At 65.5% G+C, this 16272-nt stretch carries 16 protein-coding genes; 8 read left to right on the forward strand and 8 right to left on the reverse strand.

The annotated features are described in order from the left end of the window. The first annotated feature begins 173 nt into the window (after positions 1 to 173). The 3 genes from ilvA to ACI3EV_RS08895 are packed head-to-tail and all read left to right on the forward strand — an operon-like array spanning position 174 to position 3232. Positions 174 to 1754, forward strand: a complete 1581-nt coding sequence (ilvA, locus tag ACI3EV_RS08885; protein WP_337690477.1) for a threonine ammonia-lyase, biosynthetic — start codon at positions 174 to 176, stop codon at positions 1752 to 1754. A 12-nt stretch (positions 1755 to 1766) separates the two neighbouring features. Next, a complete protein-coding gene (locus ACI3EV_RS08890; protein WP_329771457.1) occupies positions 1767 to 2621 on the forward strand; it encodes an adenosylcobinamide-GDP ribazoletransferase in 855 nt (284 codons plus the stop codon). Continuing rightward, the gene (locus ACI3EV_RS08895; RefSeq protein ID WP_329771458.1) at positions 2618 to 3232 is read left to right on the forward strand and encodes a histidine phosphatase family protein; all 615 of its coding nucleotides are present in this window, start codon (positions 2618 to 2620) and stop codon (positions 3230 to 3232) included. Before ACI3EV_RS08890 ends, ACI3EV_RS08895 begins: the two co-directional genes overlap by 4 nt. 3 nt (positions 3233 to 3235) lie before the next feature. Here the strand turns inward: ACI3EV_RS08895 and ACI3EV_RS08900 are convergent, their stop codons facing one another. Both ACI3EV_RS08900 and ACI3EV_RS08905 read right to left on the reverse strand, forming a co-directional pair. Further along, positions 3236 to 3670 (reverse strand): hypothetical protein, encoded by a 435-nt coding sequence (locus tag ACI3EV_RS08900; protein WP_329771459.1) that lies wholly within the window; start codon positions 3668 to 3670, stop codon positions 3236 to 3238. Between the two features lie 45 nt (positions 3671 to 3715). Then, positions 3716 to 4345, reverse strand: a complete 630-nt coding sequence (locus ACI3EV_RS08905) for a hypothetical protein (protein WP_329771460.1) — start codon at positions 4343 to 4345, stop codon at positions 3716 to 3718. Between the two features lie 173 nt (positions 4346 to 4518). Here ACI3EV_RS08905 and ACI3EV_RS08910 point away from each other — a divergent pair, with 173 nt between their 5' ends. Next, positions 4519 to 5484, forward strand: coding sequence for a 5'-nucleotidase (locus tag ACI3EV_RS08910; protein WP_329771461.1), 966 nt, complete (start codon positions 4519 to 4521; stop codon positions 5482 to 5484). After that, the gene (gene queC / locus ACI3EV_RS08915; RefSeq protein ID WP_329771462.1) at positions 5481 to 6233 is read left to right on the forward strand and encodes a 7-cyano-7-deazaguanine synthase QueC; all 753 of its coding nucleotides are present in this window, start codon (positions 5481 to 5483) and stop codon (positions 6231 to 6233) included. The genes ACI3EV_RS08910 and queC overlap by 4 nt, the downstream gene beginning before the upstream one ends. A gap of 62 nt (positions 6234 to 6295) precedes the next feature. Here queC and ACI3EV_RS08920 read toward each other — a convergent pair whose 3' ends face one another. Next, positions 6296 to 8113: an ABC transporter ATP-binding protein/permease gene (locus tag ACI3EV_RS08920; protein WP_337690474.1), complete on the reverse strand. Its 1818-nt coding sequence runs from the start codon at positions 8111 to 8113 to the stop codon at positions 6296 to 6298. After that, a complete protein-coding gene (locus ACI3EV_RS08925) occupies positions 8110 to 10113 on the reverse strand; it encodes a transglycosylase SLT domain-containing protein (protein ID WP_329771464.1) in 2004 nt (667 codons plus the stop codon). The genes ACI3EV_RS08920 and ACI3EV_RS08925 overlap by 4 nt, the downstream gene beginning before the upstream one ends. Positions 10114 to 10245: 132 nt before the next feature. Here ACI3EV_RS08925 and ACI3EV_RS08930 point away from each other — a divergent pair, with 132 nt between their 5' ends. Then, the gene (locus ACI3EV_RS08930; RefSeq protein WP_329771465.1) at positions 10246 to 10845 is read left to right on the forward strand and encodes a 5-formyltetrahydrofolate cyclo-ligase; all 600 of its coding nucleotides are present in this window, start codon (positions 10246 to 10248) and stop codon (positions 10843 to 10845) included. 73 nt (positions 10846 to 10918) lie between these two features. On the opposite strand, the gene ACI3EV_RS08935 is transcribed toward ACI3EV_RS08930, so the two are convergent. Both ACI3EV_RS08935 and ACI3EV_RS08940 read right to left on the reverse strand, forming a co-directional pair. Next, positions 10919 to 11404 (reverse strand): glycine zipper 2TM domain-containing protein, encoded by a 486-nt coding sequence (locus tag ACI3EV_RS08935; RefSeq protein ID WP_329771466.1) that lies wholly within the window; start codon positions 11402 to 11404, stop codon positions 10919 to 10921. Between the two features lie 115 nt (positions 11405 to 11519). Next, positions 11520 to 12191: a DedA family protein gene (locus ACI3EV_RS08940; protein ID WP_329771467.1), complete on the reverse strand. Its 672-nt coding sequence runs from the start codon at positions 12189 to 12191 to the stop codon at positions 11520 to 11522. Positions 12192 to 12289: 98 nt separating this feature from the next. Here ACI3EV_RS08940 and mutL point away from each other — a divergent pair, with 98 nt between their 5' ends. Together mutL and miaA are read left to right on the forward strand one after the other, a co-directional pair. Continuing rightward, entirely contained in the window at positions 12290 to 14158 is a 1869-nt protein-coding gene (gene mutL, locus ACI3EV_RS08945) for a DNA mismatch repair endonuclease MutL (protein ID WP_329771468.1), read from the forward strand. A gap of 2 nt (positions 14159 to 14160) precedes the next feature. Beyond that, positions 14161 to 15135 (forward strand): tRNA (adenosine(37)-N6)-dimethylallyltransferase MiaA, encoded by a 975-nt coding sequence (gene miaA / locus ACI3EV_RS08950; RefSeq protein WP_329771469.1) that lies wholly within the window; start codon positions 14161 to 14163, stop codon positions 15133 to 15135. A 60-nt stretch (positions 15136 to 15195) separates the two neighbouring features. On the opposite strand, the gene ACI3EV_RS08955 is transcribed toward miaA, so the two are convergent. Continuing rightward, positions 15196 to 15645: a DUF1178 family protein gene (locus tag ACI3EV_RS08955; protein WP_337690467.1), complete on the reverse strand. Its 450-nt coding sequence runs from the start codon at positions 15643 to 15645 to the stop codon at positions 15196 to 15198. Beyond that, on the reverse strand, positions 15642 to 16265 hold the full coding sequence (locus tag ACI3EV_RS08960) for an NUDIX hydrolase (RefSeq protein WP_329771471.1): 624 nt from the start codon (positions 16263 to 16265) through the stop codon (positions 15642 to 15644). The genes ACI3EV_RS08955 and ACI3EV_RS08960 overlap by 4 nt, the downstream gene beginning before the upstream one ends. Positions 16266 to 16272: the final 7 nt, after the last annotated feature.

Consider the following 16272-nt stretch of genomic DNA (forward strand, 5'->3'; position numbering starts at 1 on the left):
GAAAAGACAACAGGAACAACGCCCTGCCTTGTCCAGGCCAATCCATAATGATACCTTTGGCATGCACAATTGGAAACACGCACTGCAACATGCCGCTGCTGCAAGCGTTGTTGCACTGCAATGCAACAACAATCGGCGTTATCCTTGCCTTTTCCCTGTTTCACCGCATCACGATGACCGCTCCCCAATCCCCGGCAACTCCGCTGAGCCCGGATGACTATCTGCGCAAGATCCTCAACGCCCGCGTCTACGACGTGGCGCACGAGACACTGCTCGACCATGCACGCGTGCTGAGCCGCCGCATCGGCAACACCGTGCTGCTCAAGCGCGAGGACCAGCAGCCGGTGTTCAGCTTCAAGCTGCGCGGCGCCTACAACAAGATGGCCCAGCTGACTCCGGGCCAGCTGCACAAGGGCGTGATCTGCGCCTCGGCCGGCAACCACGCGCAAGGCGTGGCGCTGGGCGCACGCAAGCTCGGCACGCGCGCCATCATCGTCATGCCCACCACCACGCCACAGCTCAAGATCGATGCCGTACGCACGCTTGGCGGCGATGTCGTGCTGGCCGGTGAAAGCTATAGCGATGCCTACCAGCACGCGGTCAAGCTGCAGGACGAACAGGGCCTGACCTTCATCCACCCGTTCGATGATCCCGACGTCATCGCCGGCCAGGGGACGGTCGCCATGGAAATGCTGCGCCAGGTGCAGACCCTGCCCCATGCCGATCTCGATGCCGTGTTCGTCGCCATCGGCGGCGGCGGCCTGGCCTCTGGCGTGGCCAGCTACATCAAGGCGGTGCGCCCCGGTATCAAGGTGATCGGCGTGCAGATGAACGATTCCGATGCCATGTGGCAATCGGTGCAGCGCAACGAGCGCGTGGCGCTGGACGATGTCGGCCTGTTCTCCGACGGCACCGCTGTCAAGCTGGTCGGCGAGGAAACCTTCCGCCTCTGCCGCGAGTTGCTGGATGACTACGTCATCGTCGATACCGATGCCGTCTGCGCCGCTATCAAGGACATCTTTGTCGATACGCGCAGCATCGTCGAACCGGCCGGCGCCATGGGTGTCGCTGCCATCAAGCAGTACGTGGACAAGCGCCAGCTCAGCGGCCAGACCTTTGCCGCCGTGCTCTGCGGCGCCAACATGAACTTCGACCGCCTGCGCTTCGTCGCCGCACGTGCCGAGATCGGCGAAGATCGCGAGGCCCTGTTCGCCGTCACCATCCCGGAAGAGCGGGGCAGCTTCCGCCGCCTGTGTTCGCTGATTGACAGCCTGGAAGGCGGGCCGCGCAACGTGACCGAGTTCAACTACCGCATGCACAGCAGCCAGCAGGCCCATGTGTATATCGGCGTCTCGACCAACGGCAAGGGCGAAAGCCGCATGATCACGCAGAAGCTGCGCGAAAACGGCTTCGACACGCTGGACCTGACCGAGAACGAGCTGGCCAAGGCGCATATCCGCTACATGGTCGGCGGCCCGAGCTCGGTCGCCGGCAATGAGCGCCTGCTGCGCTTCGAGTTTCCGGAACGCCCGGGCGCGCTGATGCGCTTCCTGAGCATGCTCAACCCGGGCTGGAACATCAGCCTGTTCCACTACCGCAACCAGGGCGCCGACTACAGCGAGGCGCTGGTCGGCATTCAGGCCCCGCCCGAGGACGATGCCCCGTTCCAGGAATTCCTGCACACGCTGGGCTACCCTTACGTCGAAGAAACGCAGAACCCGGTCTACCAGATGTTCCTGCGCAAGCCGGCCTGAGTGCCTGCGGCCATGAGCGAATTCGCGCGCAACCTGCTGCTGGCCCTGCAATTCTTCACCCGCCTGCCACTGCCGCAGCAGCTGGCGGCCTGGGCGGATTACAGTCCGGCCCGCATGCGGGCAGCGCTGGTGCATTTCCCAGCGATCGGCTGGCTGACCGGTTCCGTGGCGATACTGGTCTATCTGTTCGTGCTCTGGCTGTGGGGCTCGCCGGTGATGCTGATGGCCTCCTCCAGCCTGCTGATGGCGCTTGCCGCCCTGCTCAGCACGCTGGCCACGATCTGGCTCACCGGCGCACTGCACGAGGACGGCCTGTCCGATGTCGCCGACGCGCTCGGCGGCCACGCCAGCCCGGCGCGCGCGCTCGAGATCATGAAGGACTCCCGTGTCGGTAGCTACGCCGTCATCACCCTGTTCATGGCGCTGCTGCTCAAGGTGCTGCTGCTAGCCAGCCTGGGCGTACTGCAGCCCGGCATCGTGTTGGCCAGCCTGCTGTGTGCCCACGTGGTATCGCGCTTCTTTCCGCTGCTGCTGATCAATGCCCTGCCGCATATCGGCCTGGACCAGCAGTCCAAGACCCTGCGCATCACCGGTGGCCTGCAGCAGGTATCGGTCTGGAGCGCGGCGCTCTGGTGCCTGCCGCTGGCGGCGTTCTACTACGTCACCGGCCAGGGTGCCTGGACGCTGGCCATTCTCGGCAGCGCCACTATGGCCAGCGGCATCGCCGCCGCATTGATGGGCTGGTGGTTCCATCGCCGCCTGCAGGGCTTTACCGGTGACTGCCTGGGTGCCACGCAGCAGGTCTGCGAGCTCACCTTTTATGCCGCCAGCCTGACCGCCACGCTGTACGCCATGGCACACGCATGACGCCACGCCTCCCTGCCCAACCCTGGTGGCTGCTGCGCCACGCCACGCCGCTGGTCGATGCCGGCATCTGCTACGGCCAGCTGGATGTACCCGCCGATGCCGCCGCAACGCAGCACAGCGCACAGGCCTTTCTGGCGGCACTGCCAGAGCTGGCGCAGCCCCTGCAGATCGTCTCCTCGCCGGCACGCCGTTGCCGGCAGCTGGCACTGACACTGCAGCAGCAGGCCGAACAGGCCGGCATCGCCACCCTGCCCCGCGTCGATACGCGCCTGCGCGAGATGCACTTCGGCCGCTGGGAAGGCCGCCCGTGGAGCACCCTGCCCGCCACGGAATGGGACAGCTGGATGGCCGATTTTGGCGGCTGGCCTGGCGGTGGCAATGGGGAATCGCTACATGACTTCATGGCGCGCGTGCAAGCGGTGGCACGCCAGCACCTGCTGCAGCCCCATGCGCTGCCCACGGTCTGGGTCACCCACGCCGGCGTGATGCGCATCATGCACCTGTGGCAGCGCGGCGTGCTGCGCGTGCATCAGGCACGCCAGTGGCCACGGCACGGTGCCACCGATCCAGGCGGCTGGCTGCGCATGGGCCAGCCGGTGCCGGACAGATAAGCCTTATTGCGCAGCGGACGCGTCATCCAGCGGCGGCAGCGCCTCGCTGGCGTCGGGCATCGGCTCGGCAGCGCTGGCTGGCAGATCCGCGCCCGCATCAGCCGGCGGCAGTGGCTGCACGTCTTCATGGCGCTGCAGCTCCACGCCACCGCCCGGCGCCACAATCGCGCCTTCTGCCTGGCGCGCCGGATCGGCTTGCCCCTGCAGTGGCGGGCGACCGGTCAGTTCTTCCGTCTGGGTCGAGGCATCCAGTGCCGCGGCGGACGCGGCGCCACCACTGATCGTCAGTTCGGCCGCGCCATCCCCGCGCACTGGCGAGCCATCGCTGCTGGCACCACGGCCCAGCCAGATGCCCGCCACCACGGCGAACACCACCAGCACAACAGCCGCCAGCAACAGCTGGCGGCCACGGGAAGAACGCGAGGAAGTGGATTGCATGTTGTCGTCTGGGAATCAGCGGGTCAGCCCGCCGGTCCGGCTCCTTCAGTTGCCAAAAAAGATGTCGGATTGCGCTGCGTTATGGCTGCTACGCACCATCTGCGGGCGCTCGCTCACCACGGCTATCGGCGCTGCATCCATGGCCGCGATGTCCATCGGCGGATTCAGCGGCGGCAGCGGACGCTCCGGCTGGGCGCGCTCCTGGGCCATCATATCGCGGCGGATCTGCTCGTCCAGTGCATTCAGCTCGGTCTGCAGCTCAGGATCCATGCCGACATCAAACGGATCAATGATGTTGCCATCCGGCCCGACTTCATGCACGATCCCTTCTTCATCGATGATGATCCGGCTGCGTGCAGCGGCTTCAGCCAGGTAGGAACTGCCGCTGCCTCCCATGCCGGTGGCAGTGCCCTTGCCGACCAGTTCGCGGCTTTGTGCATGCTGATCGATGGCGCCGTGCAGCAGCGGTTCGCCGCTCAGGCCCTGGTCAAATTCGGCGCGTACATGCGACCCCTGTGAAATGCCCACGCCCAGCATGTTGCCACCGACATAACCGACCAGGCCAATCGTCAGGATCGCCACGACCACCCACAACCAGGCCCAGCCGGCGTGGTCGGCCACTTCGGGAGGCGCAGACTGCTGCGTTCCGTTGGTATAGGTAAATGGCGTTTTCATGGTGTTCTCCTGCAGGTCCGGGCTGCCGTTCTTGTGATGGCTCCACCTTACGCCCGGGGCCTGCCGCCGGCTGTCAGACAAGAGCGCATGCCCATGCCAGTCCCGGCTGCAGGTATCATCGCACAAGCTGCACGCCTTGCGTGCAACCATTCATTTCCTGCCAGGATACCGCCATGCCCGCATCCCTCGAAGGTCAGCTCGTCGTCGCCATTTCCTCGCGTGCGCTGTTCAATCTCGAAGAAGAAAACCGCCTGTTCGAATCCGGTGACACCCAGGGCTATATGCAGGCCCAGCTGGATCGCCTCAGCCAGGCTGCCGAACCCGGTGTCGCCTTCTCGCTGGTGCAGAAGCTGCTCGCCTTCAACCAGGGCGACCAGCGCCGCGTCGAGGTGGTGCTGCTGTCGCGCAATGATCCGGTCAGCGGCATGCGCATATTCCGCTCGGCGCAGGCACACGGCCTGAGCACCATCGAGCGCGGCGTATTCACCCAGGGCGCCGACCCGTTCCGCTACCTGCGGCCGCTGGGCGCGCACCTGTTCCTTTCGGCCAATGACCATGACGTGCGCCAGGCGCTGGCACTCGGCTTTCCGGCAGCACGCGTCTCCATCGAATCCATGCGCGCCGGCAGCCAGCATCCGCGCGAGGTCCGCATCGCCTTTGACGGTGACGCCGTGCTGTTCAGCGACGAGGCCGAGCGCGTCTACCAGCAGGACGGCCTACCGGCCTTCCAGCGCCATGAGATCGACAAGGCCGGGCTACCGCTGCCGCCCGGCCCGTTCAAGCCCTTCCTGGACGCCTTGCATCAGCTGCAGCAGGCCTCGCGCCAGAGCGATGCGCCCATGCATATCCGCACCGCGCTGGTCACGGCACGCAGTGCCCCGGCACACGAGCGCGCGATCCGCACCCTGATGAGCTGGAACATCGCCGTCGACGAGGCGATGTTCCTCGGCGGCCTGCCCAAAGGCGGCTTCCTGCAAGAGTTCGAGCCGGATTTCTTCTTCGATGACCAGACCGGCCATGTCGACAACGCGGCCGCCCACGTGCCCTCCGGCCATGTCAGCAGCGGCATCGCCAACATGCCGCCCACGGACAGCAAGATCATTACCAACGAAACCGTCGTCTCCCTGCCTTCCGCATGAGCAGCCAGCTTCCCAACCTCTCCCACCGCAACGCCCTGGTGCTGTTTTCCGGCGGCCAGGATTCGGCCACCTGCCTGGCGCACGCGCTGCGCATCTATGGCCGTGTCGAAACCGTCGGCTTCGACTATGGCCAGCGCCACCGCATCGAGCTGGACGCGCGCCAGCAGGTGCTGCGCGCCTTCCGCGAGCAGTTCCCGCAATGGGCAGATCGTCTGGGCGATGACCACCTGCTCGACGTCAACATCCTCGGCCAGATCAGCGAGACCTCGCTCACGCGCGATACCGCCTTCGCCATGGAGGCCAGCGGCCTGCCGAACACCTTTGTGCCGGGCCGCAACCTGGTGTTCCTGACGTTGGCGGCAGCGCTGGCCTACCGCCGCGGCATCGACGTGCTGGTCACCGGCGTCTGCGAAACCGACTACTCCGGCTATCCGGACTGCCGCGACGACACCATGAAGGCGATGCAGATCGCGCTGTCGCTCGGCATGGACAAGCGCCTGTTGATCGACACACCACTGATGTGGATCGACAAGGCGCAGACCTGGCAGCTGGCACACGACCTGGGCGAAGGCTCCGGCACGCCGGACGGCGGCCAGCAGCTGGTCGACCTGATCATCGAGCACAGCCACACCTGCTACCTGGGCGACCGCGCGCATCGCCATGACTGGGGCTACGGCTGCGGCAGCTGCCCGGCCTGCGAGCTGCGTGCGCGCGGCTACCAGCTCTGGAGCCAGGCGCAGGCCGCCTGATCCTGCAGCCGCCCAAAACAGAACGGGAAGCCTAGTAGCTCCCCGTTGTTCCCTCTGTGTGCTCAGCCGGCCTTGGCCTGCCGCACGACAAAGCCCTCTTCGGCCGGCTCCAGCAGCCACAGGCCATCGTGGAAGGCTGCCACGCTCTGCCGGTGCGCCACCGACAGCAGGCCGCCGCCATTGGAACGCACCATGGCAATCAGCTCGCGGTACAGCAGCTCTTCGGTCGGCGCATCGAGCGCACTGGTGGCCTCGTCGGCAAACACCCACTTCGGCTGGCGCAGCAGCGCCCGCGCAATCGCCACGCGCTGCTGCTCGCCGCCGGACAGCTTGTGGCCCCAGTTCTCGCGCTGGTCCAGCTGGTCCGCCAGATGCAGCATGCGCACGATCTCCAGCACGCGGCGGATCTCGGCGTCGGCATAGGCATCTTCCTGCGCCGGATAGGCCAGCGCGGCACGCAGGCTGCCATGCGGCAGATACGGGCGCTGCGGCAGGAACATGCTGTGTTCGGGCAGTTGCACGCGGCCAAAGGCCAGCGGCCAGATGCCGGCAATCGCGCGCAGCAGCGTCGACTTGCCGCTGCCCGACGGCCCCTGCACCAGCACCGTATCACCGGGGTTCAGCTCCAGGCCATCGGCCTGCACCTGCAGCTTGCCACTCGGCAACAGGCATTGCAGATGCTGCAGCTGCAACTGCTGGCCCGCCACCACATGCTCGCGCGGCGCCGTCGGCTGCACTTCAGTCGTGACCTGCCAGCTGTCAGCCACGCCGCGATCAAAGGTATTCAGACGCTCGGTGGTGGCGCGCCAGCTGGCCAGCGCCGGGTAGGCATCGACAAACCAGCTCAGCGAATCCTGCACCTTGCCAAAGGCAGAAGAGATTTGGATCAGGTCGCCCAGCTTGATGGCACCGGCAAAATAACGCGGTGCCGCCACCAGGAATGGGAAGATGATCGCCGCCTGCTGGAAGAAGGAGGTGAACCAGACCAGCCGCTTCTGTGCCTTGATCAGGCGCAGGTAGTTGCTCAGCACCGCGCCGAAGCGGTTGTCCAGCTGCTCCTGCGAAGCCGGCTCGCCGCGGTCCAGCGCAATCGGTTCGCTGTATTCACGCACGCGCACCAGGTTGTAGCGGAAATCGGCCTCGCGCCATTCCTGCCAGAAGTTCAGCCGGATCAGGATGCGGCCAATGTAGTGCGCAATCACGCTGCCGATGGCGCAGTAGGCAATCGCCACCCACACCATATAGCCCGGCAGCGTCCATTCCTGCCCGCCCAGCGTGAAGCTGAAACTGCCCGACAGCGTCCACAAGATGCCGATGAAGGACACCAGCGTCACCACCGAGTTCAGCAGGCCCATGGAAATGCCGAGCGAGCTGCCGGTAAAACGGGCAATGTCTTCCTGGATCCGCTGGTCCGGGTTGTCCGATACCGTGGCGCCACCGCCCTGGCGTGCCAGCTCCAGGTGGTAGTAGCGGTGGTGGCCCAGCCACTTGTCCAGGTAGTTGCGCGTCATCCAGGCGCGCCAACGCAGGTCCAGCAGCTGCGTGATGTAGAACTTGTACACCGCCAGGATGATGGCGATCACCGCCAGCCAGCTGAAGCGCCCCATCTGGCTCCAGAACACCTCGACGTTCTTGTCCTGCAAGGCGTTGTAGAACACGTTGTACCACTGGTTGAACAGCACGCTCATGTAGACCGTGCCCAGGTTCAGCGCCACGATCACCGCCAGCATGGCACGCGCCCGCCATTTTTCCTCGGAATGGAAATACGGCCGGGCCAGTCGCCAGGCATCCTTCAGGAACACGCCCCAGCTGCGGCCCGGGCCGCTCCAGGGATCAGGCAGCGCCTCTTCGGCTACCTGCGCCGTACGAGCCCCGTTCATGCGCCACCATCCTCGCTCTCGATCACGCGTACGGTACCGGAAGGCAGCTCACGCGACAGATCGCTGGCACCCGGCAGCAGCGGCCCGACCTGGCCCAGGCGGTCACGCAATGACTGCGGCTGTCCCGTCAGCAGGATCGCGTAGTTAGTGCTGTTGGCCAGCACCTTCTTGATGTAGTCACGCGTCTCGCCAAATGGCACCGACTCGGCCCAGGCCGCGCCTTCCATCACCGGGCCATTGCGCCAGCTGCGCGGGCGGTTCGGGCCCGCGTTGTAGGCCGCCGTCGCCATCGGGTAGGAGCCCTGGAAGTCATCCAGCACCAGCTTCAGGTAGCCGGTGCCCAGCTGCACATTGGTTTCCAGGTTGTTGATCATCGACGGCGCATACGGAATGCCGAGCTTGTTGGCGGTCCAGCGCGCCGTTGCCGGCATCACCTGCATCAGGCCCGATGCCCCCACGTGCGAGCGTGCGTTGGTGGCAAAACGGCTTTCCTGGCGCACCAGACCGTAGACATAGGACGGGTCCAGCCCGATGTTGCGGCTGCGGCGCACCACCACCTCGCGGAACGGCATCGGGAAACGCTGCTCCATGTTGATCACGCCCTTGGTGCGGTCGCTGGTATTGATGCAGCGATCCCACCACTGCTGCTGGCAGGCCAGTTCGGCGGCGGCCAGCAGGTCACGGTCGTTCATGCCACCCGGCGTGTGCAGATTGGTGGCGTAGTTCCATTCGCGCGTGGCCTCGCTGGCCAGGCCCATGTTGCGCGCGTACTGGGCACGCTGCAGGCTCGGATTGGCGCGTGCCTGCGCCAGATCGGCACTGCTGGGGCGTGCCTCGCGCGGACGCGTGATGCGCTCGCCCAGCGCCTCGGTCGCCAGCATTTCGTAAAAACCCTGGTTGCCGGCGATGCTGCGATACAGCTGCTCGGCCTGGCGATCGGCACCGCGCCCATGCAGGCCACCCTGTAGTGCACGTGCCTTCCAGTAGACCCAGACCGGCTGCTCGCGCGTGGCCGGCGTCATCGCGTCAATCGCCTGGCGCACCTGCGGCCAGTAGGCCATGCGCAACGCCGAGCGCGCCATCCACTCCAGGTCATCATCGAGCAGATCATGCAGGTCGCGCACCTGGCTGTAATAGTTCATCGACTGGCTGTCAAGATCCAGCACCGCCTGCTTGCCGATCTCGCCCCAGACCGTGTTGCGCTGCTTCGCGCTCAGGCGGCTGGACCAGCCTTCCTGCATCAGCTGGGCGGCACGTGATGGCGTGCTGTTGGCCACGCGCAGCAGCGCCAGTACCGCCAGTTCGCTGCCACTGCGCGTACTGCTGTCCAGCGTGGCGAGGAAGCTGGCCGGATTGGCAAACAGCGCCGACAGCTGGCTCGCTGCGGCCGGATCGACGATGGCAACCGCACTGCGCGCCGCGGCCTGGCGGTTGTTTTCCGTCGCCAGGCGGGCACGCTGCCAGATCTCCTCGGCCTTCACGCTGCCATTGGCGTAGAGCTGGCCGGCGGCAAAATTGCAGGCCTCTTCATCGTTGCGCTGCGGGTACCAGTTGTCGCGCAGCATCTCTGCCGCAGAGCCGGCGCGCTCGGCTCCCGACACCTGCGCATAGCAGCGCACATTGCGATCATCGCGCATGCGGAACGCCGGGTAATAGCGGTTGAAGGCCTGGAAATCACGGTTCTTGCCCAGCTGCAGCAGCCAGTCATTGCGCAGGCGATCTTCCTGGTAGCTGCCGGCATAGCGCTGCAGGAAGGTATCCACCTCATACGGCTGCGCCGTGGGCAGGCGTGCGCTCAGCTCCCAGTAGGCCGCCCAGGGCTCCAGCGGATGACCCATGGCCTGCGGCAGCAGGCTGCCCAGCGTGGCCGTATCCTTGCGGCGGAAGGCATTCGCCATGCGCTGGATCACGTCATCGCTGGCCACGCCGAGCGATGCCGGTGCCGACGGAATGCGCACCGCGCGGCCGCTGCCTTCGCGCACGCTGCCGCTGATATCCATGTTCTCATCCTGATACTGCGCCTGCGACGAATGGCCTGTCAGGGCAAGGCCCAGACATGTCACAATAAGCCGGAACGGGCGGCGGGCATCGGCTGCGAAAAAAGGGCTTGTTCTGGTTTGCATGAGGCCATTATGGATAAAAAATCTGACAAACAAACGTTGCGCCAGCGCCTGATCGCGGAAAGACTGGCGCTGCCCAACCGGCTCGCCCTGTGCGAGGATTTGCAGCGCGTGATGCGCTTCTGGCTGATGGGTCGCGAAGATACCGTCATCGGTGCCTACTGGCCGATCAAGGGCGAATTCGATCCGCTGCCGGCGCTGCACCGCTGGAAGGAAGACGGCGAACTGCTGGAAGAACCGCAACGCCGCCGCATCGGCCTGCCGGTGATCGACAAGCAGACCAAGACCCTGTCCTTTCACGCCTGGTACCCCGGCTGCCCGATGGAAGAAGACGCATACGGCATCCCCAAGCCGAAAGACACCGAAGAGATTGTCCCGACCCTGCTGTTCGTGCCCTGCGTCGGCTACGGCCCGGGCGGTTACCGGCTGGGCTACGGCGGCGGTTTCTACGACCGCACGCTGGCCACACTGCAGCCACAACCCTACACCGTCGGCCTCGGTTTCACCCATGGCTATCTGGACGACCTGGAGCCGGCCGAGCACGATGTACCGCTCGATGCCATCCTCAACGACAATGGCGTCGTCTGGCCGATCAACGGCCTGCCGGTCTGACAACAAAAAGGGCTTCTGCACACAACAGAAGCCCTGATACCTTCAGCCGGTCAGACAGACGGCTGAGGCACGATCAACGGTACAGCTGGTCGCCCACCACGCGCACGCGGTCGCCATTGCGCACGCCCGGATCGACGCTGTAGTCAAAGTTGCGCACGGCACCGTTGTCCTGACGCACGGTCACGCGGTACATCGGCTGGCTGCCCCAGTTGCCGTTGTTGCGGTCAATCTGGCGGCCAATCAGCGCACCGCCGATCACGCCGGCCACGCGAGCCACATCCTTGCCACGGCCATCGCCAATCTGGTCACCCGCCAGGCCGCCCAGCAGGCCACCGATCAGGGTGCCGGCAATGCCGTCACCGCCGGCCTGCGCGCCCTGGGCAAAATAACGCACGTCGGTCACCGTGGCGTACTGCTGCGTGGCGGTGCTGGTCGTGCCGACACCGGTGTTGCCAAAGCCACCCAGCGGGGTGTTGTAGCCGGTACCACAGGCAGTCAGCGTCAGGGCCGCAGCCGTGATGCCCAGGCCAATCCAGGTCTTGCGTTGTGTGATCTTCATGGTTCTCTCCTGCTTCTATCAGAATTGCCTGCGCCGGTTGCGACAGGCACGAAGCCATCATCCCATGAAGCCGCCGCCTTGCAGCGGGAAAGTTGTATGTTCTGGCAGAGGATTGTTACCGGGTGCTGCCGGCCTGCACCGCATTCGCCTTGTCGGCACGGCCGGCCTTCCAGGCACCGTACAGCGCCAGCACGCCCGGCACCAGGATCAGCGCCCAGATGATGATCTGCAGATTCTGATTCACCCACGGAATGTTGCCGAACAGGTAACCCGCTGTCACGATCCCGCCCACCCAGATGGTGGCACCCAACAGGTTGTAGAAGGTGAACTTGGCGCGGCTCATCTCGGCCACACCGGCCACGAACGGCACAAAGGTGCGGATAAACGGCATAAAACGCGCCAGCACGATGGTGATGCCGCCGTAGCGCTCGTAGAAGTTGTGCGCCTTGTCAAAGGCCTTCTTGTTGAACAGGCGTGAATCTTCCCACTGGAACACCTTGGGCCCGAAATAGCGGCCAATGCTGTAGTTACACTGGTCCCCCAGCACGGCGGCAATCCACAGCACCACCATGGCAATCCACAGGTCCAGGTGGCCGGTACCGGCCAGCGCGCCCACGATGAACAGCAGCGAATCACCCGGCAGGAAGGGCATGATTACCACGCCGGTCTCGACAAACACGATCAGGAACAGCAGGCCATAGACCCAGTTGCCGTACTGCTGCACGAACTCGAAGATGTGGCGGTCGATGTGAAGAATGAAGTCGATCAGGAATCCGATGATTTCCATGCTGGGGTCCGGCTAGATTTGTGGCAATGCAGCATTATCGCAGCATGCCTGCTGTCGGTACAGGCTGGCTACAATGCCCCGATACCCTTCTCTATGCCATGTCTGCTGTCCCCCACCCCACCATCCAGGCCCTGCCCGACGAGCTGATCAGCCAGATCGCCGCCGGCGAGGTCATCGAACGCCCGGCTGCCGTCGTGCGCGAACTGCTCGACAACGCACTCGATTCCGGCGCGCGCCACATCACCGTGCGCCTGCTGGCTGGCGGCATCCGCCTGATCGCGGTCGAGGATGACGGTATCGGCATTCCGCCCACGCAGCTGCCGCTGGCGATCCAGCGCCACGCCACCAGCAAGATCCGCAGCCTGCACGATCTGGAAGCGGTCGAAACCATGGGCTTCCGCGGCGAAGCCCTGGCCGCCATCGGCTCGGTCGCCGAACTCAGCCTGCTCTCGGCCACCGCCGATGCCGAACACGCGCATTTTCTCGATGGCCGCAGCGGCGAGCTGCGCCCTGCAGCCCGCCAGCGCGGCACCTCGGTCGAGGTGCGCGAGCTGTTCTTCAGCACACCGGCACGCCGCAAGTTCCTGAAAAGCGAAGCCACCGAACTGGCCCACTGTCTCGATGCCGTGCGCCGCCACGCGTTGGCCCGCCCCGATGTCGCCTTCACGCTCTGGCACGACGGCAAGCTGGTGGAGCAATGGCGCGCCGCCGATGCCGAACAGCGCATGGCCGATGTGCTAGGCAGCAGCTTCATCGAGCAAAGCCTGGCCGTCGATTACGAGATCCAGACGCCGAGCGGCCCGCTGCGCGTACACGGCCGCTGCGGCCTGCCCGACCACGCGCGTTCACGCGCCGACCAGCAATACGCCTACGTCAACGGCCGCTACGTGCGCGACAAGGTCATCGCCCACGCCGCCCGCAGCGCCTACGAGGACGTGCTGCACGGCCAGCGCCAGCCGGTCTATGTGCTTTATATCAGCATCGATCCGCTGCGCGTCGACGTCAACGTGCACCCGACCAAAATCGAAGTCCGCTTCCGCGACAGCCGCGAAGTACACCAGGCAGTACGCCAGGGCCTGCAGCAGGCGCTGGCGCCCTCGCGTGCCGGCCAGACCGATGCCACGGGGGCCGTGCTGTCGCTCACGCCGCCACCCAGCCTGCCGCTGAGCACCAGCGCCCTGCCCGCCTGGCGCCAGCAGGGCATGCCGCTCAACCCCTACCAGGCCGATGTCCGCCCCGGACAGTTCAGCGGCCAGTTGCAGGAAGGTGTTTCACCCTGGGCCATGCTGTCGCCGGCCGATCCCGCTGCGGCCATCCCGCCGGCTGCTGATCCGGCCACCACCACTGACTTCAGTCCGCAGCCGCTGCCCGACACACACGACCAGTGGCCACTCGGCCGCGCCGTGGCGCAGATCCACGGCGTCTATGTGATTGCCGAAAACGCCTATGGCCTGGTGCTGGTCGACATGCATGCCGCGCACGAGCGCATCGTCTACGAGCAGCTCAAGCAGCAGCTCGACCAGGCCACACTGCAAAGCCAGCCACTGCTGATCCCGGCCACCTTTGCCGCCACGCCGCAGGAAATCGCCGCCGCCCAGGACTACGCCGACGTGCTGGCCCAGCTCGGCCTGGAGGTCTCGCTGCTGGCCGCCCGCACACTGGCCGTCCGCTCGGTGCCCACCCAGCTGGCTAGCAGCGACCCCGTGGAGTTGGCACGCCAGGTGCTCGATGAACTGGCACGCCACGATGCCAGCACGGTGCTGCAACGCGCCCGCAACGAGATCCTGGCCACCATGGCCTGCCACGGTGCCGTGCGCGCCAACCGCCGCCTCACGCTGGACGAAATGAACGCCCTGCTGCGCCAGATGGAAGCCACCGAGCGCGCCGACCAGTGCAACCACGGCCGACCGACCTGGCGCCAGCTCAGCATGCGCGAACTCGATGCGCTGTTCCTCCGCGGCCGCTGACCATGACCGATTCCAACCCGCCCCGCTATCTGGCGATTGCCGGTCCCACCGCCAGCGGCAAGACCGCTGCCGCACTGGCGCTGGCCGAACATGCCCGCCAGCACTGGCAACTGCCAATCGAGATCGTCAGTGTCGATTCCGCCCTGGTCTACCGCCAGATGGACATCGGCACCGCCAAGCCGACGCCGGAAGAACTGGCCGTAGCCCCGCACCACCTGATCAACCTGATCGATCCCCTGGAGAGCTACAGCGCAGCACGCTTCGTGCAGGACGCCAGCGCCGCCATGCAGGCGATCCAGGCGCGTGGCCACCTGCCCTTGCTGGTCGGCGGCACCATGCTCTACTTCAAGGCCTTGTTCGAGGGCCTGAACGACATGCCTGCCACCGATCCCGCCATCCGCGCCCAGATCGAACAAGAAGCGCTGCGCCACGGCTGGCCGGCGCTCCACACTCGCCTGCGCGAGGTCGATCCCGCCACCGCGCAGCGCCTCGCCCCCAACGACAGCCAGCGCATCGGCCGCGCGCTGGAAGTCTGGCACCAGACCGGCCAGCCCTTGTCGCACTGGCATGCGCAACAAGATAGCCAACTGGGTGGTCATCAGCCACTCGCCCTGCTAAGCCTGGAGCCATCGGATCGTGCCTGGTTGCACCAGCGCATCGCACAGCGCTTTGACACCATGCTGGCTGCCGGCTTCGAAGCAGAAGTCCGCCAGCTACGCCAACGCGGTGATCTGGATGTCTCCTTGCCCTCGATCCGCTGCGTCGGCTACCGCCAGGCCTGGGAAGGCATGGACCAGGGCGAACCAGTCGCCGTCTGGCGCGACAAGGCGATAGCTGCCACGCGTCAGCTGGCCAAGCGCCAGCTCACCTGGCTGCGCAGCATGCCCTGGCGCCAGACCATTGCCTGCGAGCAAGCGGATGCGACGCAACAAGTCATTGCGCATGCGGCCAAGGCACTGCAACAAGACAATCCGTAATCCAGCTACGCCTGGATCAGGGGGCGCTGTGGCAACAGACCGTCAGCCGGCCTGAAGCGCTTACTGCAGCTTGCCCTGCGACGCCTTGGGAATCGGCAGCGACACCACATCGATGCCCTCTTCGCGCAGGGCGTCGGTTTCTTCCGGGCTGGCCTGGCCACGGATGGGGGCTTCATCGAGCTCGCCGTAATGCATCTTGCGAGCCTGCTCCGGAAAGGCATCGCCCACGTCTTCGGTGTTCTCGATCACGTGCTGCACCATGCGCTCGTACATGGCTTGCACCACCTGGCGACGCTGACGCTGCTCCTCGCTGACCGGAGCAGGTACTGGCTGCGGCTTGCCATGGCCCAGGTTGATATGCGGTGCCGACAGCATCTTGTCCACCTGCATGTCGCCGCATTCAGGGCAGGACAGCAGGCCACGCTCTTGCTGCGTCAGGAAATCCTCTTCCGACGCAAACCAGCCTTCAAAATCATGTCCTGCGCCGCAGCGCAGATTGAATACCTTCACGTCTGCACGTCCTTCTGCCAGTCCGGCTGCCAGCTGCCATCCAGCAGCTGCTGCAGCCACAGCATGCAGGTGATGGTCTTGGCATCGGTCAGCAGCCCTTCCCGCATACTCTGCAGCATGTCCTGCGGCGTGGCAACGACCAGATCCAGCAGTTCACCCTCTTCCAGCTGCTGCTGGTGGTAATCCAGGCCACGTGCAAACCAGATATCGATGTGCTCGTCGGAATAGCCAATGCAGTTATGCATGGTGCCGGCAAATGCCCATTCACGCGCTACGCAGCCGGTTTCCTCCAGCAGCTCGCGCTGCGCACAACGCAGGCCCGGCTCGCCGTCATCCAGCTTGCCAGCCGGAAACTCGATCATCACGCGCTCGACAGGATGCCGGTATTGGCGCTCCAGCAGCAGGCGGCCATCGTCCAGCAAGGGCACGATGACGACCGCGCCCGGATGCTGCACGAACTCACGCGAGGACAGCTTGCCATTCGGCAGCATGACCTGGTCGCGCACCACTTTCAGGAAGCGCCCTTGCACCAGCAGCTCACGCGACTGGGTACGCTCACGCAGGCCTTCGTGCTCGGCCTGCAGATGCTGATGCAGTGTTGGGAATGCGGGAATAGCCATGCGCCCT

This window comes from Allobrachymonas wangyanguii (assembly GCF_045055315.1).
Taxonomy (GTDB): Bacteria; Pseudomonadota; Gammaproteobacteria; order Burkholderiales; family Burkholderiaceae_C; genus Brachymonas; species Brachymonas wangyanguii.

Coding starts and splice junctions, on each gene's coding strand:
- mutL (WP_329771468.1), top strand. CDS start 12,290: ATGTCTGCTGTCCCCCACCCCACCATCCAGGCCCTGCCCGACGAGCTG.
- miaA (WP_329771469.1), top strand. CDS start 14,161: ATGACCGATTCCAACCCGCCCCGCTATCTGGCGATTGCCGGTCCCACC.
- ACI3EV_RS08910 (WP_329771461.1), top strand. CDS start 4,519: ATGCCCGCATCCCTCGAAGGTCAGCTCGTCGTCGCCATTTCCTCGCGT.
- ACI3EV_RS08900 (WP_329771459.1), bottom strand. CDS start 3,670: ATGCAATCCACTTCCTCGCGTTCTTCCCGTGGCCGCCAGCTGTTGCTG.
- ACI3EV_RS08895 (WP_329771458.1), top strand. CDS start 2,618: ATGACGCCACGCCTCCCTGCCCAACCCTGGTGGCTGCTGCGCCACGCC.
- ACI3EV_RS08920 (WP_337690474.1), bottom strand. CDS start 8,113: ATGAACGGGGCTCGTACGGCGCAGGTAGCCGAAGAGGCGCTGCCTGAT.
- ACI3EV_RS08940 (WP_329771467.1), bottom strand. CDS start 12,191: ATGGAAATCATCGGATTCCTGATCGACTTCATTCTTCACATCGACCGC.
- ACI3EV_RS08960 (WP_329771471.1), bottom strand. CDS start 16,265: ATGGCTATTCCCGCATTCCCAACACTGCATCAGCATCTGCAGGCCGAG.
- ACI3EV_RS08930 (WP_329771465.1), top strand. CDS start 10,246: ATGGATAAAAAATCTGACAAACAAACGTTGCGCCAGCGCCTGATCGCG.
- queC (WP_329771462.1), top strand. CDS start 5,481: ATGAGCAGCCAGCTTCCCAACCTCTCCCACCGCAACGCCCTGGTGCTG.
- ACI3EV_RS08925 (WP_329771464.1), bottom strand. CDS start 10,113: ATGGATATCAGCGGCAGCGTGCGCGAAGGCAGCGGCCGCGCGGTGCGC.
- ACI3EV_RS08905 (WP_329771460.1), bottom strand. CDS start 4,345: ATGAAAACGCCATTTACCTATACCAACGGAACGCAGCAGTCTGCGCCT.
- ACI3EV_RS08935 (WP_329771466.1), bottom strand. CDS start 11,404: ATGAAGATCACACAACGCAAGACCTGGATTGGCCTGGGCATCACGGCT.
- ilvA (WP_337690477.1), top strand. CDS start 174: ATGACCGCTCCCCAATCCCCGGCAACTCCGCTGAGCCCGGATGACTAT.
- ACI3EV_RS08890 (WP_329771457.1), top strand. CDS start 1,767: ATGAGCGAATTCGCGCGCAACCTGCTGCTGGCCCTGCAATTCTTCACC.